The 26913-nt window shown below is 42.6% G+C and carries 23 protein-coding genes; 16 read left to right on the forward strand and 7 right to left on the reverse strand.

What is annotated here, in order from left to right; genetic code table 11:
- The first annotated feature begins 3 nt into the window (after window positions 1–3).
- The 4 genes from phoU (at window position 4) to BDD26_RS06695 (ending at window position 3333) form a co-directional block, all read left to right on the forward strand.
- Window positions 4–720, forward strand: coding sequence for a phosphate signaling complex protein PhoU (gene phoU / locus BDD26_RS06680; RefSeq protein ID WP_038261732.1), 717 nt, complete (start codon window positions 4–6; stop codon window positions 718–720).
- 175 nt (window positions 721–895) lie between these two features.
- Window positions 896–1744 (forward strand): ABC transporter substrate-binding protein, encoded by an 849-nt coding sequence (locus tag BDD26_RS06685; protein ID WP_038261729.1) that lies wholly within the window; start codon window positions 896–898, stop codon window positions 1742–1744.
- Window positions 1745–1820: 76 nt separating this feature from the next.
- Window positions 1821–2558: an amino acid ABC transporter permease gene (locus BDD26_RS06690; RefSeq protein WP_038261726.1), complete on the forward strand. Its 738-nt coding sequence runs from the start codon at window positions 1821–1823 to the stop codon at window positions 2556–2558.
- Between the two features lies 1 nt (window position 2559).
- The gene (locus BDD26_RS06695; protein WP_038261723.1) at window positions 2560–3333 is read left to right on the forward strand and encodes an amino acid ABC transporter permease; all 774 of its coding nucleotides are present in this window, start codon (window positions 2560–2562) and stop codon (window positions 3331–3333) included.
- A 109-nt stretch (window positions 3334–3442) separates the two neighbouring features.
- Here BDD26_RS06695 and BDD26_RS06700 read toward each other — a convergent pair whose 3' ends face one another.
- Window positions 3443–4306: an alpha/beta hydrolase family protein gene (locus tag BDD26_RS06700; RefSeq protein WP_115825912.1), complete on the reverse strand. Its 864-nt coding sequence runs from the start codon at window positions 4304–4306 to the stop codon at window positions 3443–3445.
- Window positions 4307–4904: 598 nt separating this feature from the next.
- On the opposite strand from BDD26_RS06700, the gene BDD26_RS06705 reads away from it, so the two are divergent.
- The 3 genes from BDD26_RS06705 to BDD26_RS06715 all read left to right on the forward strand — a co-directional run bounded on the left by BDD26_RS06705 (window position 4905) and on the right by BDD26_RS06715 (window position 7920).
- Window positions 4905–5384 (forward strand): Hcp family type VI secretion system effector, encoded by a 480-nt coding sequence (locus tag BDD26_RS06705; protein WP_115825914.1) that lies wholly within the window; start codon window positions 4905–4907, stop codon window positions 5382–5384.
- A gap of 187 nt (window positions 5385–5571) precedes the next feature.
- Window positions 5572–6600, forward strand: coding sequence for an Ssp4 family T6SS effector (gene ssp4, locus BDD26_RS06710; RefSeq protein ID WP_115825916.1), 1029 nt, complete (start codon window positions 5572–5574; stop codon window positions 6598–6600).
- Between the two features lie 150 nt (window positions 6601–6750).
- Window positions 6751–7920, forward strand: coding sequence for a hypothetical protein (locus tag BDD26_RS06715; protein WP_147299004.1), 1170 nt, complete (start codon window positions 6751–6753; stop codon window positions 7918–7920).
- 71 nt (window positions 7921–7991) lie between these two features.
- Here BDD26_RS06715 and BDD26_RS06720 read toward each other — a convergent pair whose 3' ends face one another.
- Window positions 7992–9488: an MFS transporter gene (locus BDD26_RS06720; protein ID WP_115825920.1), complete on the reverse strand. Its 1497-nt coding sequence runs from the start codon at window positions 9486–9488 to the stop codon at window positions 7992–7994.
- A 106-nt stretch (window positions 9489–9594) separates the two neighbouring features.
- On the opposite strand from BDD26_RS06720, the gene BDD26_RS06725 reads away from it, so the two are divergent.
- Both BDD26_RS06725 and BDD26_RS06730 read left to right on the forward strand, forming a co-directional pair.
- A complete protein-coding gene (locus BDD26_RS06725; RefSeq protein WP_115825922.1) occupies window positions 9595–10146 on the forward strand; it encodes a TetR/AcrR family transcriptional regulator in 552 nt (183 codons plus the stop codon).
- Window positions 10147–10308: 162 nt separating this feature from the next.
- Window positions 10309–11646 carry an NCS2 family permease gene (locus BDD26_RS06730; RefSeq protein ID WP_038265366.1) on the forward strand — a complete coding sequence of 446 codons (1338 nt, stop codon included), beginning with the start codon at window positions 10309–10311 and terminating at the stop codon, window positions 11644–11646.
- Window positions 11647–11734: 88 nt separating this feature from the next.
- Here BDD26_RS06730 and BDD26_RS06735 read toward each other — a convergent pair whose 3' ends face one another.
- The gene (locus BDD26_RS06735) at window positions 11735–13210 is read right to left on the reverse strand and encodes a glycosyltransferase family 39 protein (protein WP_038265364.1); all 1476 of its coding nucleotides are present in this window, start codon (window positions 13208–13210) and stop codon (window positions 11735–11737) included.
- A gap of 147 nt (window positions 13211–13357) precedes the next feature.
- On the opposite strand from BDD26_RS06735, the gene yihI reads away from it, so the two are divergent.
- The 3 genes from yihI (at window position 13358) to BDD26_RS06750 (ending at window position 15802) form a co-directional block, all read left to right on the forward strand.
- Complete coding sequence (gene yihI / locus BDD26_RS06740; protein ID WP_115827506.1) at window positions 13358–13882, forward strand: Der GTPase-activating protein YihI; 525 nt, start codon at window positions 13358–13360, stop codon at window positions 13880–13882.
- Window positions 13883–14055: 173 nt separating this feature from the next.
- A complete protein-coding gene (hemN, locus tag BDD26_RS06745) occupies window positions 14056–15429 on the forward strand; it encodes an oxygen-independent coproporphyrinogen III oxidase (protein ID WP_115825924.1) in 1374 nt (457 codons plus the stop codon).
- A gap of 82 nt (window positions 15430–15511) precedes the next feature.
- Window positions 15512–15802 (forward strand): hypothetical protein, encoded by a 291-nt coding sequence (locus tag BDD26_RS06750; protein ID WP_115825926.1) that lies wholly within the window; start codon window positions 15512–15514, stop codon window positions 15800–15802.
- Window positions 15803–15981: 179 nt separating this feature from the next.
- On the opposite strand, the gene glnG is transcribed toward BDD26_RS06750, so the two are convergent.
- From glnG to glnA, 3 genes are all read right to left on the reverse strand, one after another.
- On the reverse strand, window positions 15982–17412 hold the full coding sequence (glnG, locus tag BDD26_RS06755) for a nitrogen regulation protein NR(I) (RefSeq protein ID WP_115825928.1): 1431 nt from the start codon (window positions 17410–17412) through the stop codon (window positions 15982–15984).
- Between the two features lie 8 nt (window positions 17413–17420).
- Complete coding sequence (glnL, locus tag BDD26_RS06760; RefSeq protein ID WP_115825930.1) at window positions 17421–18464, reverse strand: nitrogen regulation protein NR(II); 1044 nt, start codon at window positions 18462–18464, stop codon at window positions 17421–17423.
- Between the two features lie 176 nt (window positions 18465–18640).
- Window positions 18641–20050 (reverse strand): glutamate--ammonia ligase, encoded by a 1410-nt coding sequence (gene glnA, locus BDD26_RS06765; RefSeq protein WP_115825932.1) that lies wholly within the window; start codon window positions 20048–20050, stop codon window positions 18641–18643.
- A 489-nt stretch (window positions 20051–20539) separates the two neighbouring features.
- Here glnA and typA point away from each other — a divergent pair, with 489 nt between their 5' ends.
- The 4 genes from typA (at window position 20540) to fabY (ending at window position 24886) form a co-directional block, all read left to right on the forward strand.
- Window positions 20540–22363, forward strand: a complete 1824-nt coding sequence (gene typA, locus BDD26_RS06770; RefSeq protein WP_115825934.1) for a ribosome-dependent GTPase TypA — start codon at window positions 20540–20542, stop codon at window positions 22361–22363.
- Between the two features lie 242 nt (window positions 22364–22605).
- Window positions 22606–23223 carry a glucose-1-phosphatase gene (gene yihX, locus BDD26_RS06775; RefSeq protein WP_115825936.1) on the forward strand — a complete coding sequence of 206 codons (618 nt, stop codon included), beginning with the start codon at window positions 22606–22608 and terminating at the stop codon, window positions 23221–23223.
- A 133-nt stretch (window positions 23224–23356) separates the two neighbouring features.
- The gene (gene dtd / locus BDD26_RS06780; RefSeq protein ID WP_115827507.1) at window positions 23357–23794 is read left to right on the forward strand and encodes a D-aminoacyl-tRNA deacylase; all 438 of its coding nucleotides are present in this window, start codon (window positions 23357–23359) and stop codon (window positions 23792–23794) included.
- 174 nt (window positions 23795–23968) lie between these two features.
- Entirely contained in the window at window positions 23969–24886 is a 918-nt protein-coding gene (gene fabY, locus BDD26_RS06785; RefSeq protein ID WP_115825938.1) for a fatty acid biosynthesis protein FabY, read from the forward strand.
- Window positions 24887–24908: 22 nt separating this feature from the next.
- Here the strand turns inward: fabY and BDD26_RS06790 are convergent, their stop codons facing one another.
- On the reverse strand, window positions 24909–26720 hold the full coding sequence (locus tag BDD26_RS06790) for an AsmA family protein (RefSeq protein WP_115825940.1): 1812 nt from the start codon (window positions 26718–26720) through the stop codon (window positions 24909–24911).
- Window positions 26721–26913: the final 193 nt, after the last annotated feature.

Consider the following 26913-nt stretch of genomic DNA (forward strand, 5'->3'; position numbering starts at 1 on the left):
AAGATGGACAATCTGAATTTCGGCAAGCACATTTCTGGTCAGTTCAATGCTGAACTGGAACATATCCGTACTGAATTAATGGCAATGGGTGGTGTGGTAGAAGAGCAGCTCAGTAAGGCGATTCTGGCGATGCACAATCAGGATAAACAGTTAGCCCAACAAGTCATTGAAGATGACCAGAAAGTTAACATGATGGAAGTGGCGATAGATGAAGCCTGTGTTCGTATCATTGCCAAACGCCAGCCTGCTGCAAGTGATCTGCGCCTGATAATGGTTATCTCAAAGACTATTGCTGAGCTGGAGCGTATTGGTGATGTTGCGAATAAAATTTGTCAGACGGCGCTGGAGAAATTTTCTCATCAACAGCAACCGTTGCTGGTCAGTCTGGAATCTTTGGGCTGGCATACCATTCGGATGCTGCATGATGTGTTGGATGCTTTTGCCCGTATGGATTTGCAAGAAGCCATTCGTATCTATCGTGAAGATAAAAAAGTAGATCAGGAATATGAAGGCATTGTGCGCCAGTTAATGACTTATATGATGGAAGATCCACGTACTATTCCAAGCATCATGACCGCACTTTTATGTGCCCGTTCTATTGAACGTATTGGCGATCGTTGTCAGAACATTTGTGAATTTATCTTCTATTACGTCAAAGGACAGGATTTTCGCCATGTTGGGGGCGATAAACTGGAAGAATTGCTTACTAAAGATGAATAATTTTTATGATTGAAACAGAGGTATGCTCTTAAGTGCCGGTAAAAGCTCACTTAAAAATATTATTCCAAAAAGATATAAATATAGTATTTTATATTATTTCAAGTGCTATGACGAAATTGATAGTTTTTATTGGACAATAAATAATTATTAACAACTTAACAACAGGGGGTGTCCAATGAAATTCCGCAATCAGTCTCGGATAGCAGTGACTGCATTACTGACCAGTCTGGTATTAGTTTCTGGCGTAGCGAAAGCAGACAAACTTGATGATATAAAAAAAGCGGGGACGGTTCGTATTGCGGTATTCGACAGTAATCCCCCTTTTGGTTTTATCGATCCTAAAACGAAAAAACTTGCTGGTTATGATGTGGATATCGCCAATGCAATCGCCAGTGACCTGGGCGTGAAACTGCAATTGCGCCCAACCAATCCCGCAAACCGTATTCCACTACTCTCTTCCAAGAAAATTGACTTAATCGCTGCTAACTTCACGATCACTGATGAACGAGCAAAACAGGTAGATTTCTCCATTCCTTATTTTGCCACAGGGCAAAAATTCATTGCCCGAAAAGGTGTCCTGACTAATCCGGATGATATCGCCAAATTGCGTATCGGCGCGGATAAGGGAACTGTACAGGAGATTACACTGCGTGAGCGTTATCCGACTGCGAAAGTTATCTCTTATGACGATACCCCGCTGGCATTCGCGGCGTTGAGAAATGGTAATGTTCAGGCGATCACTCAGGATGATGCAAAGCTGGTGGGTTTATTGGCAAATGTTCCTGAAGCGCAAAAAGCAGATTTTGAAATATCACCTTTCAGTATTACCCGCGAATATCAGGCTGTAGCGGCTTCAAAAGGAGAAACCCGGTTGGTTGAAGCGATTAACCAGACATTGTTGAAACTGGAGAAAGAGGGTGAAGCAGAGAAAATTTATAATCGTTGGTTTGGCCCTGACACAAAATCTGCCCAGCCGCGTGGTGATTTTAAATTTGCTCCATTAAATAGTCAGGCAGCGGACTAACACACATCTGGGAAAATGATATCGGAAACCAGCCCCGTCTTTGTGCGGGGCTTTGCCATTTGTTATGGTGAATAATATGTTTGAGCAATTTATTGATGAGTACTTATTGGCTCCTGAATATCTGCAATGGCTCTGGCAAGGGTTCTTGATTACATTATGGATCTCTGCCTGCACCATTGTTTCTTCCACCTTACTGGGTTTTGTGATTACGGCAGCGCGGGACAGCCAGATCAAGCCATTGCGTTGGTTGATTACGGTGTACACCTCGGTATTCCGCAATACCCCATTGCTGGTACAACTGTTTTTCTGGTATTTCGCTTCCGGCCAGATTTTGCCTCAAGATGCCATGATCTGGCTGAATACCCCTCATGAGATGACAATTGCAGGTTTTACTCTGGAATGGCCTTCATTTGAGTTTCTGGCTGGATTTATCGGCCTGACACTCTATTCCGCGCCTTTTGTGGCAGAAGAGTTAAGAGCCGGAATACAGGGTGTTGGACGCGGCCAAAAATATGCTGCCCACGCATTGGGCTTAACTGGCTGGCAGGCTATGCGCCATGTCGTACTGCCACAGGCATTGAAGATTGCTATGCCGCCACTTTTGGGGCAGTACATGACTATCGTCAAGAATTCATCATTAACAATGGCGATTGGTGTCGCTGAACTTTCCTATGCTTCCCGTCAGGTAGAAACACAGTCTCTGCAAACATTTGAAGCGTTTGGCGTGGCGACAGTACTCTACATCGCCATTATTGCTGTGATGGAAGGTTGGGGGCAATGGCGTCAGCAGAGAATACTGGCAAGAGGGTACTGATATGGACTTTACTGTTATAGCAGAAAACTGGCGCTATTTGTTGTTGGGAACGTTTCCAGACGGGCCGTTGGAAGGCGCAGCTTTGACACTGATGATAAGTATTATGGCCGGAGTGATCTCCATCGTCTTAGGGACAGTGGCAGGAGTCGCATTGGCGATGTTGCGTGGTTTTTGGGTAAATTTGCTGGCAGCGATACTGGGATTTTTTCGTGCTATTCCGGTTATCATGCTGATTTTCTGGACTTATTTCTTGTTGCCAGTGGTTTTGGGTATGGAAATACCTGAAATCACTACTGTAGTTTGTGCGCTGGCGTTGATCACTTCTGCTTATCTGGCTCATGGCGTCAAAGCGGGTATTCTGGCGATTGGTGAAGGCCAATGGCGTGCAGGGCTGTCTTTGGGTTTCAATCGTTGGGAAGTATTGTGGCATATCGTTCTGCCACAGGCATTGCGTATGATGGTGCCTTCGTTTATCAACCAATGGATTGCGTTAATCAAAGACACTTCATTAGCTTATATTGTCGGAGTAGCGGAACTGTCATTTTTGGCGACACAGGTTAATAACCGCAGTATGGTTTATCCGATGGAAGTCTTTTTATTTATTGCGTTAGTTTATTTTGTGATGTGTTTGTCACTGGAATTAGCCGCTAACTATGTCGCTCGCCATTTTTCGGTAAGACGTGAGAAAACAGCATTCTTGCGATTTTGGGGTATACCCGACAGGCTTCTAATTATATTTAGACGGCCAGTGAATGGCTCTTCAGAAACTTGTTAGCTCTATGTTTGTAACCACGGTATCTGGAACAAAGTGAAGGTAACAAAGAGACAACTTAAAAAAATTGCATAAATTTATCCCAACTAAATCATATTAGTTGGGATTTTTACTAGTGATATATTCCGGAAAGGAACGATTTTATTTCAGCGCTTAATATGGCTTGGTATTTTTCCCTGTCGAACCCGGCAGGATCCTGTGATGGAGGAAAATTAATACTCTTCATATGTGATGGAAATGGGCTTTGAAAAGAGTGGTGCCCTGCATTTGTGACAGTTTTATGCACAACATTAGTATGGTTTTCAATAACTGATGTACACAATATGTCAGATAAATGGTCTTTTTCCGCAGTTAACAATAATATTGGAACATTGACTCTATTTAAAGAATCTTTGTAATTAAACCATCCACATGCCGGAGCTAATAATATAAGTGAACTGATTCGGTTATCATACGGAACGGTAATTTCTTCAATCGATTGACTACTTGTTTTATCTGGAATGGCAACAGGTATACCACCACTGATAGCAAGGGCTGTATATCCTCCCATTGAATGCCCAATTAATGTTATTTTGTTTTTTAATAAATGGTTACTCACCAACTCATTATTAACGATATGATCAATAACTAACTTGATATGTCGGGGCCTGTTTTCTAAATTGGCTAATGTCGCAGCCAGAGAATCATCAAAATAACAATTCCCCGGATGTTCTAATGCTAATACGGCATACCCGGATTTAACAAGTGAGCACATAAGCTCCCGATAAGTGAGAGATGAGCCGCCACTACCATGGGATAAAACAATTAAAGGTATTTTGTTCCCGTAAATTGAGGCGTTCATCGCAACAGAGATATCATAAGGTCCGAATTTTTCTGATTTACCAATTTCCCGTGTTGGATAAAAAAAGTGAATCGGTATAAATTTACCTTGCTTATCATCATAAACTTTACCATTGATACATCCTATGTTTAACATGATATTTCCTATTTTTTCTGTTTAGGTGAGAGGTTATTTCTGTGATTATATATCAGGTACTTCCTGTATTATAATTCTAATGTATATATACCCGTCGTCTTTCAAGTTTCAGCTTTTTTGGTTACGCTCACTCACCCCAGTCACATAGTTATCTATGCTCCTGGGGATTAATGAGAGGCTCCTGCCTCTCACCGGAGGCCAGCCTTTGGCTGTGCAAATTCGTTCCCTTGTCGTCGCGCTGCATCTTGAAATCCATTCGGTATATGAAGGAAATAGAAGTGTGAAAATATCTTGAAATAAGAGGTAAAAAAGAGCAAGAAAGCAGAGGTCAAAATCAGGGCTAACACATCAGAGTTTTAGATTTTATATATGGTGGATTTGCCTGTTGAATTAATGCCCCATCGTTGTGGTAGGGAATATATTTATCTTACTTAAAAAAAACACAAGTGGTATTACTTGACAATTAATGCTTTTTATAAAGAAATAAAATTATTTTATATGTAAAATGAGTGTTTATTGTATAATTTATATGGGTGTTTTCTTATTTGAATTTCTGGTATAACAGGGTAGGTAAATAATGATAATAGGTTAATATAATATGGCAAATTCGATCTATGTCACAATTAAAGGGAAACTTCAGGGATTGATTTCTCAAGGATGTTCTACATTGGATTCCATTGGTAATAAATTTCAGCTGGGACATGAGAATCAGATTTTTGTACTACAATTTAATCATGGTATTTCTCGAATGCAGAATGTTGCTCACCAACCGGTTAAGTTTGTCAAGCCCTTAGATAAATCATCACCGTTACTATTGATGGCAATTTCAAACAATGAAGAACTGGATCTGATGTTTGACTTTTACCGAACTTCGCAAGCTGGTGGGCAAGAGCGTTATTACTCTGTTAATTTAAGAAATGCTAAGTTATTAAATGTTAATGTTCAATATCCACACTCTGTTAATCATAATGATCGGCAGCCAGAAGAGATTGTTGCAGTTCAATATAAGGATATTGTTTGTCAACATCATATCGCTGGTACATCAGGATATTGTGTTTGGGAAGAAACAGTTTATTAAGTTATATAAACTAATTATATAACTTATTAACAGAGTGACTTTTATATAATTAATTTACTTTCAGTGACGATAAATATTATTTAATATCAGTTTAATAAAGTAAATTATGTTGTTTGAAATACCTGAAAAATAATATATATATTTAGATACTGGCGTAATCACTAAGTGATAATAGGTGGTGATTAAAATGCGATTTGATAGTCTTACATCACAACTAAGAGATGAGTTTGATGAAAGTAAGTTACCTGATTTTCGGTATGCTTATCAGTTGAGAATGACACATCCTGGTGCTGCTAATATTGATTTTCAGGCTATTGCTGATGCGTTGGATTGCCACCGTGATTTTTATGGTGCTGGAATTATTTATTCGGATGGGTTATCTAAGCGTTATTTGGTTAGACCATCAAAAAGACGCGGAAACCAAACTACATCAGAGTTAACACATATTATTATCTTTAATCTAGAGGCGGCGGCAGTTACTCCAGAAGCAGAGCTGAAAAAAACGGTTTCAGAGCCTAGTTTGGTATGGGAGATTGGGTCAACAGCGCTTTCGTGTGGGGCTGCATTGGCATTTATAGTAGTTGAATTTTTTTCAGCCGCAGCAGTTCCAGCTACAATGGGGACAAGTTCAGCAGTTACTGTTTTGGCTTATAGTGGTGCTGCTGCAAGTTCTCTTCAATGTGGAAATGGCATATATAGGGTTTATCAACTTACTAATAATGGTGAGGAAGGGATAGAGCATGTTGCTTGGTTAGATTCACAGGATTGGTATGTTGCAACGACTACAATGCTGGATATAACCTCTCTCGTTTCTGGTTCAGCAGCTTTAAAGGAAGCATACCATACTTATAGAATAATGAAGTCTACATCTTCCCGTAGTGTATCAGAATGGCTGAAAAAAATGCCAAGACATGAAAGAAAACGGTTAACAGAAGAGATTATACGACATAACAATCCCGGAATTTCTAATCAAGCTATAAAAGACGCAATAAGAAGAGGAAGATATCCTAAACGTTATCCAACAGAAGAAATTCACAGGACTCTGCGAAACTATTTGATAAATTCTCTTTCTGCGGGTGGTGGTTTTTTGGGAAGTGGAATGACTGGCAGCATCAATAATCCTGAAAATATAATTAAATCAGTCGATTATGCTATTGGTGCAATTTATTCTATTGTGGATGAAAAACCAGCAGGTTATATTCAAAATGGTTATTAATGGAAAAGTGTTTTTACTGAAATTTGTATGGGATTATGAATATTCAACTTATTATAAGATGACTACAGAAATAAGGAGTAAAAAGAGAGATAAAATAACATGAACATAAAAAATATATTAACAAACAGGCAATTCAGAAGCATTATACATTTGTATAAAAATACAGATGATAGAATTGCGAATAGCGATTCTTCTCTGTCGGGTGAACTAAATACTGTTAGGATTAAAGATAAAATAACTATCAATCGCTCTTCAGAAGAAAGTGTATTGATGGCTTTGTTTCCTATACTGATTTCTATTTCTTATGTAATATTACTTTTTGTATTTTATAATTTTTATTCTTCTTCTGATGTTGCGCGTTTTCAACGTTCTGCCAGTATATTTATCATTTCTATAATCTTGTTATCGACACTTTGTGCTTACAGAGGAAACCTCTTTGCTTTAAAAACACTGAATGGGCTGAATACATTAAGTATTATTTTGGCAATGATTCTTATTCTGTTTGATTACTTTGTCCATTATATGCATCACGAATGGTATTTGTTGAATATCGTCTTTTTTAATTTTTTCTCTAATAGGATAATCATTAATAGTGAAGCGTTTTCTCAAGCTATGAAAGAAGTTCTATGGTTTAAAATAAAGAACCATATCTTGAGAAGAAAGATAGCTGGAATCGCAGAAGAAGGTACTATTGAACTTCATGATAGATCGAAGAAACTAAATTTTTTCATGATTTTTTGGCAATATTGTGTATTAAATACCAATCTCAATAATACACTTAAAGCAAGTTTTGCACTTAACCAAAGAGTAGAAAAAAATGATACTAGTCTACTGGCAGAAAAGAGATTAAATAAATATCGGGATTTATTGGACTTTGGTATTCCAAAAAAAGCATTACTGATAACATTATTTTCTACTATTTTACTAATTAAATCTTATGTAATGACTACATTTATATTGTTATCTCATTTGGATAACAAAAATGATCTGCCAATTTTATTTTTTATTGTCGCTTTGGCTTTAGTATTTGCTTTCTTATCCATTTCATTAACTCATAGGGGAATAACTTTTGGATTCAGGATGTTAACTGTAGCACGTTATCTTTTTCTTGCCCTCTTTATCTCTCTGGTGAGTTTAAAATTCGTTGCGGATATATTGGATTATAGCAATGTCTCTTTGTGTATTATTGCCGTGGATTTTTTACTGGCATTCTTTATGCTAAATACTCAATATTATAGTCAATACCTTAAGGAGCTACATTGCTTTCAGGCATGGCATAAAATGATCAGAAAAAATAGTAAACAGAGGAAAGTCATTTAATATTGAAATGCTTTCTGATGCCAAACTATTCGACCGAAAGAATCGAATAATTTGGCTGATTTTAATAATGGTTAATCGTGCTGCCTTCTTGCAAACAGAGCGATCACCACAGCGCTTAGTAGTAACAATGTTCCCGCCACGGTTAAAACTGATAGGAATGAGCTATCAAAAGCCTGTTTTGCTGCACGGATCAGTGATAAGGCGGTATCACCTTTTAAACTTTCTGCAACGATAAGTGCTTCATCAATACTATTTTGTATCGAGCTAATTTGTACAGACTCTGGTATGACAACCTCGGTCGGTAGGGTGAATGAGGCCGTATAGATCGCTACCATCAGGCTACCAAGAACAGCTATCCCAATCAGACCACCAAATTCATAGGCAATTTCCTCAATTGAAGCGGCTGTACCTGCACTGTGCTCAGGAGCATTGAACATGATGGATGTAGAAGCTGCTGTCATAGCGGCACCGATGCCAAACCCAATCATGGCAAACGCAGTTATTTGCACTAATACGCCGGATTGGAAACCGATAAGATAGCCAAAAATACCAAGTCCGGCAAAGACGAGTGAGAGCCACATAATTCTTCCGGCACCAAATCTGGGGACGGCAATACCAGCCAAAGGCCCGGCAGCAAAAGAAGCTAAGGGAATAGGCAGGATAAACAATCCCGCCTGTAAAGGTGATAAACCTACCACCAGTTGAAGCCGTTGACTGATTACAAGCTCCACTCCCACGAGGGCTGCTGTGGTAACAAAAGCCGTTGCGACTCCGGTGGCGAAACCGTAAGAACGTAACAGATTAAAGTCGATAATTGGTGCGGATGAACGGCGTTGCCGGCGAACGAACATAACTATGAAAACAATCCCGATGGCGCTGGCTATCATAGCAGTTTCCAGTGATGGTGCTTGTTTACTAATTTCCTTGATAGCCAAGGTAATGCCAATCAGCCCAATCATGATTTGGGTAGAAGCAAGCAGGTCAAATGAGCGATTCGGATTACTTTGACTTTTGTTAATGGTGATCAGAGCAAAGATAAACGTAATGATGACGATAGGGACGTTGATCAGGAAGACAGAACCCCACCAGTAATATTCGAGCAGTATCCCACCGATAACGGGGCCAAGCGCTGCTCCTCCCGAAGCAACAGCTGACCAGATGCCGATGGCAAGAGCACGTTCATTCGGATCTTCAAAAGCCTGACGGACTATTGCCAGCGTTGCGGGCATCATCATTGCTGCGCCAATGGCAAGTACCACTCGTGCACTGATCAATGTGCCAGGATTGGGAGCAAACGCGGCGATAAGTGATGCTATGCAGAATACAACCAGCCCGGAAGTAAACAGTTTTTTGGCACCAAAACGGTCACTTAACGCTCCTGTACCGGGAAGCAGGCCAGCAATGGTCAATGGATAGGCGTTCATGATCCACAATTTTTCGGTGGAAGAAGCACGCAGGTCATGTGTCAGGCGAGGCAAGGCTGTATAGAGAACAGTCATGTCGATAACGATTAGAAAAAGCGCGCTGGAAATGATAGCCAGCACGAGCCAGCGAATATTCGATTTCATGCGAGAACTCATCAATATGGTTGAGGGATTCTGTGCCGTCCAAGTCTTGACGGTACAAAGTCCTGACATTATAAATACATACGTATTGAATTAAAAGAGGGCTCCGATGGGACGACGTAAAACAATTGATCGGGAAATTTTGCTGGATGCAGCGGAACAAATCGTGACAACACATGGCGCTGCGGCTCTGACTATTGATGCAGTGGCAAAAGCGGTGGGGATCACTAAGGGTGGGGTTCAGTACAGTTTCAATACGAAGGACGCACTCATTGATGCGATGTTTGAACGTTGGGAACTGAGTTACCAAGAGCAGTTTTGCACAATAGCCGGGGAAAATCCTGATCCGCTGACAGCGGTACGTGCGCATGTTGAGGCCAGCCAGCACTCTGATGACGTGTCATCTGCAAAAGCGGCAGGTTTAATGGCTGCTTTACTTCAAACACCTGAACATCTTGAGTCAAGCCGTGCCTGGTATAATCAGTGCATAGCTGGTCTGGATACAACGACGGAAGAAGGGCGTCGGGCGCGCTTAGCTTTTCTGGCCACAGAAGGGGCATTCATCCTGCGCTTTTTTAGGTTAATGGAGATTGGTAAGGATAAATGGACGGATATTTTCACCGATATTCTTGGCATGATGCCATCCAAAAATAACGAATAAAACAGAGTCAATTAATGAGGCTTGTTAATAATGACTTTGTTATATAACTTGTTGATTTTGTTAATCGCAATCGTTTTCTTTTTTGATCCTGAAGGATAACGATTTGTTCGGATTTCCTGTAGGATAGGGCGAAAATTTCATCTTTTGGGGAATAAAATATTAATGAGCACACTCAATTCTGGCTCTGTAAATCGTCAGGGCTTACTTCAGCGCGTGTTTAAATTAGAGGAACATGGCACGACAGTTCGTACCGAGATGATCGCTGGGTTTACAACCTTTCTAACCATGGTTTATATCGTCTTTGTGAATCCACAAATTTTGTCTGTTGCAGGAATGGATATCAAAGCCGTATTTGTTACTACCTGCCTCATCGCTGCACTTGGCAGTATTATGATGGGAATAACGGCAAATTTACCGGTTGCTGTTGCTCCCGCGATGGGACTGAATGCTTTTTTTGCTTTTGTCGTAGTCGGTGCCATGGGTATTTCATGGCAGGTTGCAATGGGGGCGATTTTCTGGGGCGCAGTAGGGTTGTTAATCCTGACTATTTTTCGTATACGTTATTGGATGATAGCTAATATCCCCGTGAGTTTGCGCGTCGGTATTACCAGTGGTATTGGGCTTTTTATTGCTATGATGGGGCTGAAAAATGCCGGCATTATCGTACCGAATCCAGATACGATTGTCTCTATCGGCAATTTTGCTTCCCACAATGTCCTGTTGGGTACATTGGGCTTTTTTATCATTGCGATTTTAGCAGCACGTAATTTTCATGCAGCAGTATTGTTTTCCATCGTAATAACGACGTTGATCGGGTTTATGATGGGGTATGTGGAATATCAGGGTGTTTTTGATCTGCCACCCAGTGTAATGAGTGTTGTTGGTAATGTTGATGTGAAAGGCGCTCTGGATATCGCGTTAGCCGGAGTTATTTTTTCTTTTATGCTGGTAAACCTGTTTGATTCGTCCGGTACGTTGATTGGTGTAACCGATAAAGCCGGTATTGCTGATAGTAATGGTAAATTCCCGCGGATGAATCAGGCCCTGTATGTTGACAGCATCAGCTCAGTGGCTGGCTCTTATATTGGAACTTCTTCGGTAACCGCTTATATAGAGAGTTCTTCTGGCGTTTCTGTTGGCGGGCGTACCGGATTAACTGCTGTTGTTGTCGGTATTTTATTCCTGTTGGTGATGTTTATTTCTCCATTGGTTAGTATGGTTCCTGCTTATGCTACAGCAGGTGCGTTGGTTTATGTGGGGGTTCTGATGACATCCAGCCTGACACGGGTGAAATGGAATGATCTGACTGAATCCGTCCCGGCATTTATTACCGCTGTTATGATGCCATTCAGCTTCTCTATTACCGAAGGTATCGCATTGGGATTTATCGCTTATTGCGCTATGAAACTGGGAACAGGAAAATGGCGTGAAATTGGTTCTTGCGTTATTGTCGTTACTTTACTGTTTATATTGAAAATGGTGTTTGTGGATGCCCATTAAACACGATGCTGACTAACCTGATATTGTGTTGAGAAGAAAAAGCCTGATTGTATACTCACTTTCAGGCTTTTTTGCGGTAACTGGAAGATTATTGAAGATGTTGACTGTTTTTAGGCGCAGCAAAGCCGATGCAGACGATCTCAGGTTCCGCACTTGGCTGAGCTTGAAACGTAAATTCTTCTTTGTGGCTGATCGTTAATTCAGGCCAGGTTGTCAGTGTTTGTTGAAAGTTTTCCTGTGAGCAATCTGTTCCCCTTTTTCCTACCAGTAAAGCACCATATTTCACAATATCGCTCTCTTTAATATGGCGGTTGTATATATTGGGTGGTGTACCATTGTCTATTTCCCACGGCTGTATGGTTTGAGGGCGATAATGACTGTAAAACGTCAGCCATTGGTGCAGATATTCTCCTCCAACGTAATGCAGTGGTGTTGGGTACAATTCATTCCAGCGCTTATCAAGTTGGCGGGTAAAGGTTTTTATCCCTTCAAACTTTTCGCCAGCTCCCCGGACATTTGCCAGCATGACACTGGTATAGCCGATAAGAACCAGCACACCAAATAAGGCCAAACCTCGTAATATTCCCAGTAAGGGTTTATGAGGAGGTACGGTTATCGAACCTGCCAGTAGTGCAGGTGCTACCACCATGAATGGCTGGAGCCATTCGGTCATCCGTCCACCCTGATTAAAAGAGAACCAGACATAGATAATCAACAGGGGTAACAGAATAACGATATTAACCAGCCTGTTGGATTGTTGCTTTGGCCAGCCAATTTTTCCGCCTGACAGATAAATAATCACCCCTACGATGATGAGGGGATAGAACACCGAAAATACCGCACGTGTAGTATGCAGATTAAACCCATGCTCGATTTGGGAGTCTACCCATTTAAATGCAGAAAAATCGTTATGTGCCAGCCACCAGACGTTGGGTAATATCAGTATAAGCCACAATGCAATGGCGAGATAAAAGAGTGGTTCCCGATAATGACGCCGTACTTTGGGAGCAAACAGGGAGAGCAGAAAGACTGAACCAACGATCGCAAGTGAAGAATATTTGCCCATTGTTGCCAGCCCTGTCGCTAATGCGAATGCCAGCCACCATTTCGGATGGTCATCAATGGCTTTCAGGAAGAACAACAGTGACCACGGCCACAGCATCACCAACAGGTAATTATCGTTATAAGGAATGATATCGAAATTAATGATACCAGACAGATTGAGTGTCAGCATGGCAAGCCAGGCTAATTCAATTTTGCCTGTTAATCGGAAGGCCAGACGCCAGACGCCAAGCATGCCTATGGCAATGGCAACGAAATGGGTGAAATACCAGTAAAAGCTGAGAGAAATATGACTAATATAGATCACTGGTAACATTACAGTACCTACCAGCCACGGATTTTTCGGGGATCCCCATTCGCCATTCATGCCCCAGTTTAAGGCTTCTACAGCATCATACGGAACAGTCGGATCCAGTGAATAACTTGCTATTATCCATAAAACGGCATAACCAATGCACCAAAGATACAGAGGAATGCGATAAGAGGTATCGAAGAAACGCATAGTGATTGATGTTTATAATATTTGAGTTAAGGTAGCCTGAAATATTAGCTGAATTCGAAAGAATAAGTGAATGGCATTGGATGTTATAAGTGGATTCTGTTAGATTCCGCCGAAAATATTTTGATAACACGAGTTGAGTCACAAGCTATGAGTCAATTAAAGAAAAAATCCCCTGCAAAAACGTCAGCGGGTAAGCAAAAAAGAAAAAGTCGTGAAGAGTTGAACGCTGAAGGACGTGAGCGTAAGCGTCAGAAAAGACAGCGTGGTAATCCAGCCGGTAGCCGTCATAAAGATAACAGTAATCAGAAAAAACAGTCTGGCACAAAGCAGGAACGAGATCCTCGCATCGGCAGTAAAGTGCCGGTTCCTTTGAGCATCGGCGAAAAAGCAGCAGTAAAAAAACCAGTAGCAGAGAAGCCTAAAGCAACGCCAAAACCTCATTTATCACCGCAGGAAGAGCTGGAAATGCTGGAAAATGATGAGCGTCTGGATAGCTTGCTGGCACGCCTTGAGCAGGGTGAAAAACTCTCTCAGGAAGAGAATGCCTATGTCGATAGTATGCTTGATCGTATTGATGTCCTGATGGAACAGTTGGGTATTGAGCTGGAAGATGATGATGACAGTGAAAAAGAGCAGCAGGAAGATATCATGCAGTTGCTGAAAGGGAAGTAATCCCTGAGAAATAAGTCGTTCCGGTTATAAATTGTTGTGATCATAAAGGCGGGAGCATCCCGGAATATACCCAAGATAAAGTGTATAACCATAGTGTTTACATGGTATTTGCTATAGTAATTGGGTAAACTACAGTGGCTATTTGATGGGCTAAAACAGCGGAAGGAGTAAGCATGTCAGAGCAAGCCATTGTCTGGGATCTGCCTTTGATCCAAAAATACAATTATTCAGGACCTCGCTATACGTCATACCCGACAGCATTGGAATTTAACCAACAGTACGATAATACTGCATTTGCACAGGCCGCCGCACATTATCCTGATCGCCCTCTTTCCCTTTATATCCATATCCCATTCTGTCACAAACTTTGTTATTTCTGTGGCTGCAATAAGCTGGTTACTCGTCAGAAAAATAAAGCAGATGAGTATCTGCAAGCTCTGGAAAAGGAAATTACGGCACGGGCAAAATTGTTTTCCCGGAGAAAAGTCAGCCAGATGCACTGGGGAGGAGGAACGCCAACTTATCTGGACAAGGCACAGATCAGCCGATTGATGGCAATATTGCGTAGTCACTTCCACTTTCTGCCTGATGCAGAACTGTCCATTGAAATTGACCCACGTGAAATTGAACTGGATATGATTGACCATCTGCGCCATGAAGGTTTTAACCGCCTGAGTATGGGCGTGCAGGATTTCAATAAGGAAGTTCAGTATCTGGTTAATCGGGAACAGGATGAAGACTTTATTTTCGAACTGGTTAACCGGGCCCGTGAAACAGGTTTTACCTCTACCAGTATCGATTTAATTTATGGTTTGCCGAGACAGACTGCGGAAAGTTTCGCTTTCACTCTGCAACGAGTGTTGGCGCTATCTCCTGATCGTCTAAGCGTATTCAATTATGCTCACATGCCGAATTTGTTTGCGGCACAACGTAAAATTAAGGAGATTGATTTACCGGGTGCGGCACAGAAACTGGATATTTTGCAGCAAACTATTACTACCCTGACAGGTAATGGCTATCAGTTTATCGGTATGGATCACTTTGCCCGCCCTGATGATGAACTGGCTATTGCCCAGCGGGAAGGGGTACTACATCGTAATTTTCAGGGATATACCACACAAGGAGAGTGCGACTTACTGGGAATCGGTGTTTCTGCTATCAGCATACTAGGTGACAGTTATGCGCAGAACCAGAAAGATCTCAAAACCTACTATGCAGCAGTAGAGGCGCAGGAGCATGCGTTGTGGCGTGGTTTGAATCTGAGGCAGGATGATTGTATCCGCCGTGATGTGATTAAAGCGTTGATTTGTAATTTCAGGCTGAATTTTGCTGATATTGAGCAGCGCTACGGGGTGAATTTCACGGATTATTTTGCTGAAGATCTGCAATTATTGGTGCCGCTGGCGGAGGACGGACTGGTCGAGGTCACTGAAACACAGATTAAGGTATCACCGAAAGGGCGTTTGTTCATCCGAAATATTTGCATGTGTTTTGACAGTTATTTACGTAATCAGATGCGTCAGAGACAGTTTTCGCGGGTGATATGAGTTGCTATACCATTGCCATGTATCTGAATAATAATTGGTTGAAATTGATACATACATCCGACTCTGAAATATAGGGGATTATATGAGCACTGAAATGAAGCTGAATATTACTGATCTACCCGAAAGGTTGAGAGCAGTCATCAGACAAGGTCAGGCTGTTGTTATTAAGGATGGTGGTAAAGATACAGTTGAGGTAAAGGCTTATCACCGTTTTTGTGGCGGGCATGTTCCGAAGACAGTTACGAAACTTGAAAAACTCAGGGTAAAGAGATCAGTTGGTGTGCTTGTGAAACCTGAAAAACAATTAAGGCCAATTTGGTGTTTTAGTCGGAAAATTCTCTGTGCCGACAGAAGAAGAGTTTGCCAGATATGATCGTGAAATTCTTTCCATGTTTGAAGGGAAAGAATAATAATCATGCTTTATCTATTAGATACTCATATTTTGCTCTGGTATTTGGCTGAACCCTCGAAACTGAAGAAAGAAGTTAATGAATTATTGAGGGACACTGAAAATGAAATTTATTTCAGTGCTGTCAGTATTCAGGAAATCAATTATTCTAACCCCAATTCCTTCAATTTCCGCGTTATTGTATTCCTTCCCCAACCGAGTAAACGAGCGGCTTCCTGTTTATGTCCATTAGTGTGTGTCAGGGCACAGTTAAGTAAGGTACGTTCTAATCGCGGTAATATATCAGAAAGGAGATCAACCTGGCCTTCCTGTAAGGCTTTTTCTGCCCATGCAGCCAATTGCTGTGACCAATCTCCTGATGATGAAGGGAGGGAAACCGGAGGATTATTTGTTTGCTTAGAGGATTGACGTTCAATTAAATCAGTCGGTAAATCCTGCACCAGAATTTCCTTACTGGCTGCCATCACGGTCAGCCAGCGACAAACATTCTCCAACTGACGGACATTTCCAGACCATGACAGGCGCATCAGAGCGGTTTCGGTATCAGGATGTAGTGTTTTCGCTTCAACGCCCAGCTCTTTGGCTGTTTGTTGCAGAAAATGTTGTGCCAGACGGGGGATATCTTCTGCACGATCCCGCAAAGGTGGCAATTGTACGCGGATCACGTTCAGACGATGATAGAGATCTTCACGGAATTTACCCTCTTTAACCCGTTGCTCAAGGTACTGGTGGGTCGCTGCAATAATTCGTACATCAACTTTTACTGGTGCATAGCCACCTACGCGATAGAATTGCCCTTCTGCCAGAACGCGCAAAAGGCGCGTTTGGATATCCAGTGGCATATCGCCGATTTCATCCAGAAACAGTGAGCCCCCATTAGCTTGCTCAAAACGTCCGTGGCGAACCTGATTGGCACCGGTGAAAGCCCCTTTTTCGTGACCAAATAATTCTGACTCGATTAAATCTTTTGGGATTGCAGCCATATTCAAGGCAATAAAAGGGGCTGCGGCTCTTGGACTATGGCGGTGCAGAGCATGGGCAACCAATTCTTTCCCTGTGCCTGATTCCCCATTGATTAAGACGCTGATGGAAGAGCGGGAAAGCCGTCCGATAATCCGGTATACCTCCTGCATGGCAGGAGCTTCTCCAATCATTTCAGAGACTGATGACGTTATTTTAGAATTACGGGATGAGTGTTGTTGTTCCCTGGAATGACTTAGTGCACGTTCAACCAACGCGACAGTTTCATCAATATCGAATGGTTTCGGTAGATAATCGAATGCTCCGTGTTGATAGGCGCTGACGGCTGCATCCAAATCGGAATGAGCAGTCATAATGATGACCGGAAGTTGTGGATAGTTCTGTTTGATTTGATTGAGTAAACTTAATCCATCCAGACCCGGCATGCGGATGTCTGACAGCAAAACTTCGGGACAATCTTGTGATAGTGCTGCCAATACGGAATCTGCGTTTTCAAAACTGATGCACTCCATACCTGCGCCACTCAGTGCTCGTTCAAGTACCCAGCGGATAGAACTGTCGTCATCAACGATCCAGATTTTTCCTCGTTGCATGGTATCCCCTATTTCTTGATAGGCAGGTAAATGGAAAACTCCGTATGTCCCGGCCAACTGGTAAATTCGATCTTTCCAGAATGTTGATCAATAAGACTGCGGGCAATAGATAAACCTAGTCCGGTTCCTCCCTCATGCCCACTCACCATCGGGTAGAATAGCGTATCCTGAATACCGGGAGGAATACCTGGCCCATTGTCTTCAATATCAATTCTGGCCGTTAAGCGATAACGCTCACCATGTAAGGTGATTTGGAATGCTGTCCGGGTTCGTAAGGTGATTATGCCACCTTCACTACCCAATGCCTGTAAAGCATTGCGGGTAATATTCAATAAAACCTGTTCAATTTGATCAGGATAATGGGATAGTTCCGGCAGGCTAGGATCATAATCCTTGATTAATTTGACATTGTCGGGCATTTCCAGTGATACCAGTTGATAAACCCGTTCTACCACATGGTGAATGCTCTGGCGGATCTGGGCTCCGGGATGCTGTGGCCCCAATAATCGATCTACAAGGGTGCGAAGCCTGTCTGCCTGTTCGATAATGACTTGAGTATATTCTTGCAGGGAGGGATCTGGCAGTGTTTTTGCCAATAATTGTGCCGCTCCCCGTAAACCCCCCAGTGGGTTTTTGATTTCATGTGCCAGCCCCCGAACCAATTCCCGCGCAGCCGCCTGCTGTGCCTGTTGTATCTGCTCTTGGCTTAAACGGCGCTGGCTATCCATAGGAGCGAGTTCCAGCAGAATAAACTGTTCGGAAATTGGTTGGGCACTGAGCGACATAACATGTGAGTGATTGTTAATCACTAATAAGACTTCGTTATCCGTAAAACCATGCCCACGTATCAGACTGGAACGCATAAATTCCGTATCTAATGAGATATAGCTGAACAATACCGGAAGAGGAGTGCCGAATAATTTATGTGTACTTTGTGCCAGAAGTTGCATGGCGGAATGATTGGCATAGTGGATAATTAAATCATTATCCAGTACCAACACACTGTTTATCAGTGAATCAAGAATCTGTTCTGCTTTGGGAAAATCAGCCATTTCTATCCAACCTTTCAGCCTTTGCACTTTTTTGGTGCATTGTATCTTATTTGATCATGAATTGGTCACCCACTCTATCGAGAAGGAAGGTTCAGAGGGAAAAGAGCCCATCCGAAGATGGGCCAAAAGTTTCACGGCAACAAAATAAAAAGGAACAATTGTAGTGCTTTCAAGCATTACACGCTGTAATACAGTTCAAACTCCAGAGGATGTGGAGTCATACGGACGCGTTCGATTTCACTGTTCAAGACACCAATATAAGCATCAATTGCATCATCAGTGAAAACACCACCGCGGGTCAGGAATTCACGATCTGTATTCAGTGCAGCCAGTGCTTCTTCCAGAGAAGAGGCTACAGTTGGGATCTCTTGGGCTTCTTCGGCTGGCAGGTCATACAGGTTTTTATCCATTGCATCACCCGGATGTATTTTGTTGATGATACCATCAAGGCCGGCCATAAGCAGAGCAGAGAAGGCCAGATAAGGATTTGCGGCCGGATCTGGGAAACGTACTTCAATACGACGGGCTTTACTGCTGGCTACAACCGGAATACGGATAGAAGCAGAGCGGTTGCGGGCAGAATATGCCAGCATCACGGGAGCTTCAAAACCAGGTACTAGACGTTTATACGAGTTAGTGGTTGGGTTAGTAAAGGCGTTCAGGGCACGGGCATGTTTGATGATACCGCCGATATAGTAAAGAGCCAGTTCAGATAACCCGCCATATTTGTCTCCGGCGAACAGGTTGACACCGCCTTTAGCCAGTGACATGTGACAATGCATTCCGGAGCCGTTATCTCCGACCAGCGGTTTTGGCATAAATGTTGCTGTCTTGCCGAAAGCATGGGCGACATTATGTACCACATATTTATAAATCTGGGTTTCATCCGCTTTTTTGGTCATGGTGTTGAAACGAGTTGCGACTTCGTTCTGACCTGCTGTTGCCACTTCGTGGTGGTGGGCTTCCACAACCAAACCCATTTCCTCCATCGTCAGGCACATTGCTGAACGCAGATCCTGAGAAGAGTCCACCGGAGGCACAGGGAAATAGCCACCTTTAACTCCTGGGCGATGGCCTTTGTTACCGCCTTCATAGCGAGTGCCGCTATTCCAGGCTGCTTCGGTATCATCAATATGATAATAAGAACCTGAAATGGAATTGCCGAAACGGACATCATCAAACAGGAAGAATTCCGGTTCTGGCCCAAACAAAACAGTATCTGCAATATCACTTGCACTCAGGAAATCTTCCGCACGTTTTGCAATAGAGCGAGGGTCACGACCATAGCCTTGCATTGTGCCGGGTTCGAGGATATCGCAACGTATAATGAGCGTGGCATCGTCAAAGAAAGGATCAAGCATTGCGGTAGATGGATCTGGCATTAGTACCATGTCGGATTCATTGATACCTTTCCAGCCTTTGATAGATGAACCGTCGAACATTTTGCCATCTTCGAAGAAATCTTCATCAATCTGGTGGGCAGGAATGGTGATGTGCTGTTCTTTACCTTTAGTGTCAGTAAAACGTAAGTCAATAAACTTCACCTGATGTTCTTCAATCATGGACAAAACATGTTCAACGGACATATGAGTTCTCCTGGTTTACGTAGGCTGGATAAAGCACTGGCTGCCTTATCTTAAGTGGCTGATAGTGTTTTTGTATACAGCCAATTTTTATTGCGATTTCTTGCGAAAAGCGTGCCAACTTTTAAAAGTCATTGAATCTTAGTGTGTATATTTATAAATAGGCGTAAAACTCAGTAAATGGACAAAAGCACAGAGGGATCTTTAAGTATATTTGCACTAAATTGGTGAATGAAAATGATAATAGCGCACCATTTTGGTGAAAATAAATAAGGTTAAGCTGATACAGTTACTGTTATTATCACTTAAGTTATGACACGCCTATATTCAGAAAATAGATAAACTTCAAAAGTGATGCACTTCACATTTATTTCACTCTGTAGTTATAACGTGTAAAATAGCACCATATTTGTGTTAAATGAGAGTAGCGTTGCGACCTGTCACGCTGTCTGTATTTAATATTTCTTCAAATAGCTAAAACGGTAAAAATACTTGTCAATTAATAACTTAAGAAATATTGCCATTATCGCTCACGTTGACCATGGCAAAACTACGCTGGTTGATAAACTTCTACAGCAATCCGGTACATTTGATGAGCGTACAGCGGCAACCGAGCGCGTGATGGATTCTAATGATCTGGAAAAAGAACGTGGTATCACCATTCTTGCAAAAAACACCGCCATTAAATGGAATGACTACCGTATTAATATCGTAGATACCCCAGGCCACGCCGATTTCGGTGGTGAAGTAGAGCGCGTGATGTCAATGGTTGACAGTGTCTTGCTGCTGGTAGATGCGATGGATGGCCCGATGCCGCAGACTCGCTTTGTAACTCAGAAAGCTTTTGCCCACGGTTTGAAGCCAATCGTTGTTATCAACAAAGTTGACCGTCCTGGCGCTCGCCCTGACTGGGTAGTCGATCAGGTATTCGATCTGTTCGTAAATCTTGGTGCAACCGATGAACAGTTGGATTTCCCTATTGTTTACGCATCGGCACTGATGGGAATTGCCGGTAACGATCACACAGATATGGCAGAGGATATGACTCCGCTGTATCAGGCAATCGTTGAGCATGTTGAACCGCCTAAAGTTGATCTTGATGGCCCATTCCAGATGCAGATTTCTCAGCTGGATTACAATAACTACGTTGGGGTTATTGGTATTGGTCGTATCAAACGCGGAACAGTAAGACCAAACCAGAACATCACTATTGTTGATAGTGAAGGTAAGGCGCGTAATGGTAAAGTTGGTAAAGTTTTCAGCCACCTGGGATTAGATCGCATCGAATCTGACAAAGCGGAAGCGGGTGATATCATTGCGATTACCGGTCTGGGTGAACTGAACATCTCTGATACGTTGTGTGAGGTTAATGCAGTTGAAGCTCTGCCAGCGTTGGCTGTTGATGAGCCTACCGTTAGCATGTTTTTCTGTGTTAATACCTCACCTTTCTGTGGCCGTGAAGGTAAGTATGTGACCTCCCGTCAGATCCTGGATCGTTTGAAAAAAGAGCTGGTTCATAACGTCGCACTGCGTGTTGAAGAAACTGAAGATCCAGACGCTTTCCGTGTATCTGGTCGTGGTGAGCTGCATCTCTCCGTCCTGATTGAGAATATGCGTCGTGAAGGTTTCGAATTGGCGGTTTCTCGTCCAAAAGTTATTTTCCGTGAAATTGACGGCCGTAAGCAGGAGCCTTTCGAGCAGGTAACACTGGATATCGAAGAGCAGCATCAGGGAGATGTGATGCAGGCGCTTGGTGAACGTAAAGGTGAAATGCGTGATATGTTGCCGGATGGTAAAGGTCGCGTGCGTCTGGATTACATGATCCCAAGCCGTGGTTTGATCGGTTTCCGTACTGAATTTATGACCATGACTTCCGGTACTGGTCTGTTGTACGCAACCTTCAGCCATTATGATGATATCCGTCCAGGTGAAATTGGTCGTCGTCAGAATGGGGTGCTGATTTCCAATGGTCAGGGTAAAGCCGTTGCTTATGCTCTGTATGGCTTGCAGGAACGTGGTAAGTTGTTCCTTGGTCACGGTACAGAAGTTTATGAAGGCCAGATCATCGGTATCCATTCCCGCTCCAATGACCTGACGGTAAACTGTCTGACAGGTAAAAAACTGACTAACGTTCGTGCTTCTGGTACAGATGAAGCGACAACGCTGACTCCACATATCAAGAAAACATTGGAGCAAGCGCTGGAGTTCATTGATGATGATGAACTGGTTGAGGTTACACCACAATCAATTCGTCTGCGTAAACGCCATCTGACTGAAAATGATCGTCGTCGCGCAAGCCGTAGTAAAGAAGTTTAATTTCTTTTGAATAGCTTAGGGTGCTTCGGCACCCTGAGTTTTATCAGCGCTCTTCTGACCAAATTCTTCTCCCTGTCGCTTACCTGTATTGGCCTGCTAGTATTACGATTTAGTTAAATTGTTAATTGTTTCAATTATGATTACTCAATAGCGTAATTTGTCTGTTCTTTGTCGTCTTACCCTTTTTTCTTGATTAAATTATGATAAAAGTACAAAACCATAAGCACCAGTCAGGAGGGATTATGCTGTACATTTTCGATATGGGTAATGTGATTATTGATATTGATTTTAAAAGAGTACTGGCTGTCTGGAGTAACTTAAGTGGTACACCACTGGCAACGTTGACGACCAAATTTACAATGGGAGAGGCGTTTGAAAAACATGAATGTGGGCAAATCACGGATACAGAATTTGTTGAAGTGCTGTGTGATGAAATGGAGATCTCACTCAGCTTTGAGCAATTCTCTGAAGGTTGGAATGCTATTTTCATTGGCGTCAGGCAGGAAGTCATTGAGTTAATGAATAAACTGCGGGGGCAGGGGCATAGGGTTGTTGTATTATCCAACACAAATCACTTGCATCTCCAGTACTGGCAACAGCACTATCCTGAAATCACTGCATCGGCAGATTTCCTTTATCTGTCCCAAGACTTGGGAATGCGTAAACCGAATCAGGATATCTTTAAATATTTGCTTGAAAAAGAAGGTGTATCTGCTGAGCAGGCGGTTTTTTTTGATGATGTTTTGGAACATATTGATGCAGCAAAAAAATTAGGTATCAATGCCATTCATGTGACTGACAGGAAAGTCATTCCTGATTATTTTAAAACACATGACTTCTCACTTCCCAAAGCAACATAGTATCTTTCACATAACCGTTTTCATGTAACTGTTTCACGTAACAGTTAACAGGTTCTAAATGGGATGGCATCTTGGCAAGCAAGATTCTATCCCTACAGGTTACTCTATCTTTTATGGATCACTTACAAGAAAAATGATTGCATTAATTCAACGTGTAACACAGGCAAAAGTTGTTGTTGATAGCAAAACTATTGGAGAAATTGAGCAGGGGCTGCTGGTTTTTCTGGGGGTTGAAAAAGAAGATGATCAACAAAAAGCCCAACGTCTGTGTGACAAAGTAATGGGATATCGTGTGTTCAGCGATGAGCATGGAAAAATGAACCTGAATGTTCAGCAAGCTAATGGGAGCTTATTGGTTATTTCCCAATTTACCCTGGCTGCTGATACTCAAAAAGGTTTAAGACCGAGTTTTTCTGGTGGCGCTGAACCTCAAAAAGCTGACCAACTTTATCACTATTTTGTTGAACAGTGCCGTGCAACTGGTATAAAAACAGAAATGGGGCAATTTGCTGCGGACATGAAAGTGAGTCTGACAAATGACGGGCCTGTGACTTTCTGGTTGCAAGTATAATGTTGTACCCAATGGATTTCAGGATGCAGTCAACAAAGCTGTAATTTGAAAGACACCGGGTATAAGTACGTACTTTTTCGGTAGCGATGAACATAACAAAATAAGATAACCATCGTTTGCTGTATGCATTTCCTTGACTACACATGACAACACCGCAAAGAAGGGGCTGTTTCTATGTATCACCTCAGAGTACCTCAAACCGAACAAGAGCTGGAAACTTATTACCAATTTCGTTGGGAGATGCTGCGTAAGCCACTTCACCAGCCGATTGGCTCAGAAAGAGATGCTTATGATTCGATGGCTCACCATCAAATGGTGGTGGATGAAACGGGTAATCCTGTTGCTGTTGGGCGTTTATATATCAATGCAGATAGTGAAGGTGCCATCCGTTTTCTGGCTGTTGATCCTAATGAACAGCAGAAAGGGTTAGGCACACTGATTGCAATGGCATTGGAATCTGTTGCCAGACAAGAAGGTGTAAAACGGATTGTTTGCAGTGTGCGTGAGGATGCTGTTGATTTCTTTAGTAAGTTGGGATTTCAAAACCGGGGCCTTATTAATGGTGCCCAGTCGTCTCCTATTAACCACTTCTTGATGATTAAGCCTATTATGAGTCTTGATGACATCTTGCACCGCCCGGACTGGTGTGCGGAGTTGCAACAGGCGTGGTACAAGCACATTCCCTTGAGTGAAAAAATGGGTCTGCGTATTACTCAATACACAGGGCAACGTTTTATTACCACAATGCCGGAAGCAGGTAACCAGAACCCTCACCATACTATTTTTGCCGGTAGCTTGTTTTCTCAATCGACATTAACAGCGTGGGGATTGATCTGGCTGTTATTGCAGGAGCGTCAACTGGGGGGAGATATCATTCTGGTTGATGCGAATATTCGTTACCATAAACCAATTACCGGCCGTCCCAGTGCTATTGCTGACCTCAACAATATGAGCGGTGATTTAGCCCGACTTGCACGTGGCAATAAAGCGCGTGTTAAGCTGGAAGTACAAGTAAGTGGTGAACTGGGCGTGGGTAGTGTGTTCACCGGTACTTATATTGTATTGCCTGCTGAACGGCCTGTGAAAATCTGAATTGCTATAACTGGATAGCGATTCAGGTTCTGGCCTTTTCTGTGGCAGAACTGTTTTCGCTATCTTTTTGCAATTGTTCTGTTTTTTGTGATTGCTCTGTGTGAGATTGTCCTGCTTCGTCAGATTGGTTTGCATCAGATTGACCGGCAGGGCTGCTATCGGTCGTAATCACCCCTTGTTTAATGGACTGTGACTCTTTGTTGGATGACTTGTCTTCAGCCGCCAGTGTGCCACTGATGGTCTGCTTAATATTGTCAGTTGAGAGATCACCGGTAATAGCCAGTGAAAAATTGCCATCGCCATGTACATTGAGCGGTCTCCAGCCCCATTGGGGCAAAATACCTAAGTCCACATTCATTCCTTTGAAGTTGAGCTGAAAAGGTTTTTGAGAAGCTGACTGTTCAAGCACACCGTTAAATTGCAGTAATCCATCCCCCGTGAAAGCATTCATTTTATCAACCACGACTTTGTCATCTGTAGCATGTAATTGCAGGTAGGGACGGGCGATTTCTACTTTATTGAATGTTCCGCTGGCTGCTTGTAACGATGCTTGTCCATTCCATAATCCCCAATGATCATTTTTCAGGATATCCATAGCTTCGATATAGCCTGATAGTGTGGTGAGCTGAAATGGAAAATCAGGATTCGCATCAATCAGGAGCGTATTGTTAATACTGACATTGTTTAATTTCAGTGCTGAAATCCATTCTGGTGCGGGATTTTTGATATAGTCACGCCACTCTGCTGGCAGGAAGTAAATCAAGCCTGTCACTGAACTGTCGTTGAGGGTTAACTGGCGGCTCTGGCGATCCCACTGAGCTTTAATATTGAATAAACCTTTCTGGTAATGAGCTGTCAGATTGGCGATGGTAAAAATATCACCGGAAAAGCGGAGCTTACCCAATATATCCCGGAGCTGAGCGTCATTGAAGGTCATATTCATGGCATTAAAATCAATCAAGCCGTCTTCAGCCTGCCAACGCCCATTAACTAACCCCAGTCCTTTGATGGTTGTATCAAGATAATCGACAGTCCAATCTTTCCCTTGTAGTTTGGCATTAGTGAGATTGAGATCTTTAATGCGGATGGTCGGGAGTTGATGCGTTTTTTCTGCAAGAGCAGCCAGTGCCATTGGGGACTGCCAGCGTATGTCATTGATCAGGATATTATCCCAGTTCCAACTGCCATCAGGTAATTGTTGTCCGTTTCCAGAGATGAAACCTTTCAGAAACTCAGCACCAAAGGCGCTGATGGTCAGGCTGTTATTCTGGTAGCTCCCCTGCATGACGACTTTATTAAACGGGAGTTCATTTATACTGATTGTACTGGCACTGAACTGGTACTGCCCCGAACCAAAAGGAGAGTTGGTATCAGGTATCCAGGGGGTGATACCGCCGATAATATTTTTCCCCTGAATTTGTGAATGAAGGGTTGTTAACTGAATATCCATCTGATTCAGTTGTAAAATATCGGCTTTCAAAACTGGGGGAAACTGATTGCCTGACAGCGTTAACTTACCTTGTTGTAATGTCAGCTTATGGAGATCTGTGAATTTGGGTAGGAATTGCCATTTGAGATCCAGATCCACCGTATTGGCATTGAGCGAGAAAGAACTCTGTTTATCGCTGACACTCACATTATTGAGCATTAGGGTCATGGGTCGGAGCCAACTGTGGCCGATACTTTCAATATTGACCTGATAATGGCCTTGCTTGTTGATCCACTGGCTTATTTGTTTGGCTCCCCAGTGTGTCTGGGCAACAAAATAAACAATGATAATTGCCAGAATCAGTAATAACAGCAGAGTAGCAAAGCATTTCCCTAACCACTTCATGATCTCACCTCAATACGCTCGTCCTGAAAAGAATTCCTTTTATGCCGTAAAACGGATCGCTACTCAATAGGCAACATTGAAAAAGCACTTATTCCGGCATGCTGGCAAGAAAATTGCGGAGAATATTGCAAAAGAATATGCGAAGAGTTACACAAAAAATTCCCGCTATATAAGCGGGAGAAGAAGAGCCAGG

Source organism: Xenorhabdus cabanillasii, assembly GCF_003386665.1.
Classification (GTDB): Bacteria; Pseudomonadota; Gammaproteobacteria; order Enterobacterales; family Enterobacteriaceae; genus Xenorhabdus; species Xenorhabdus cabanillasii.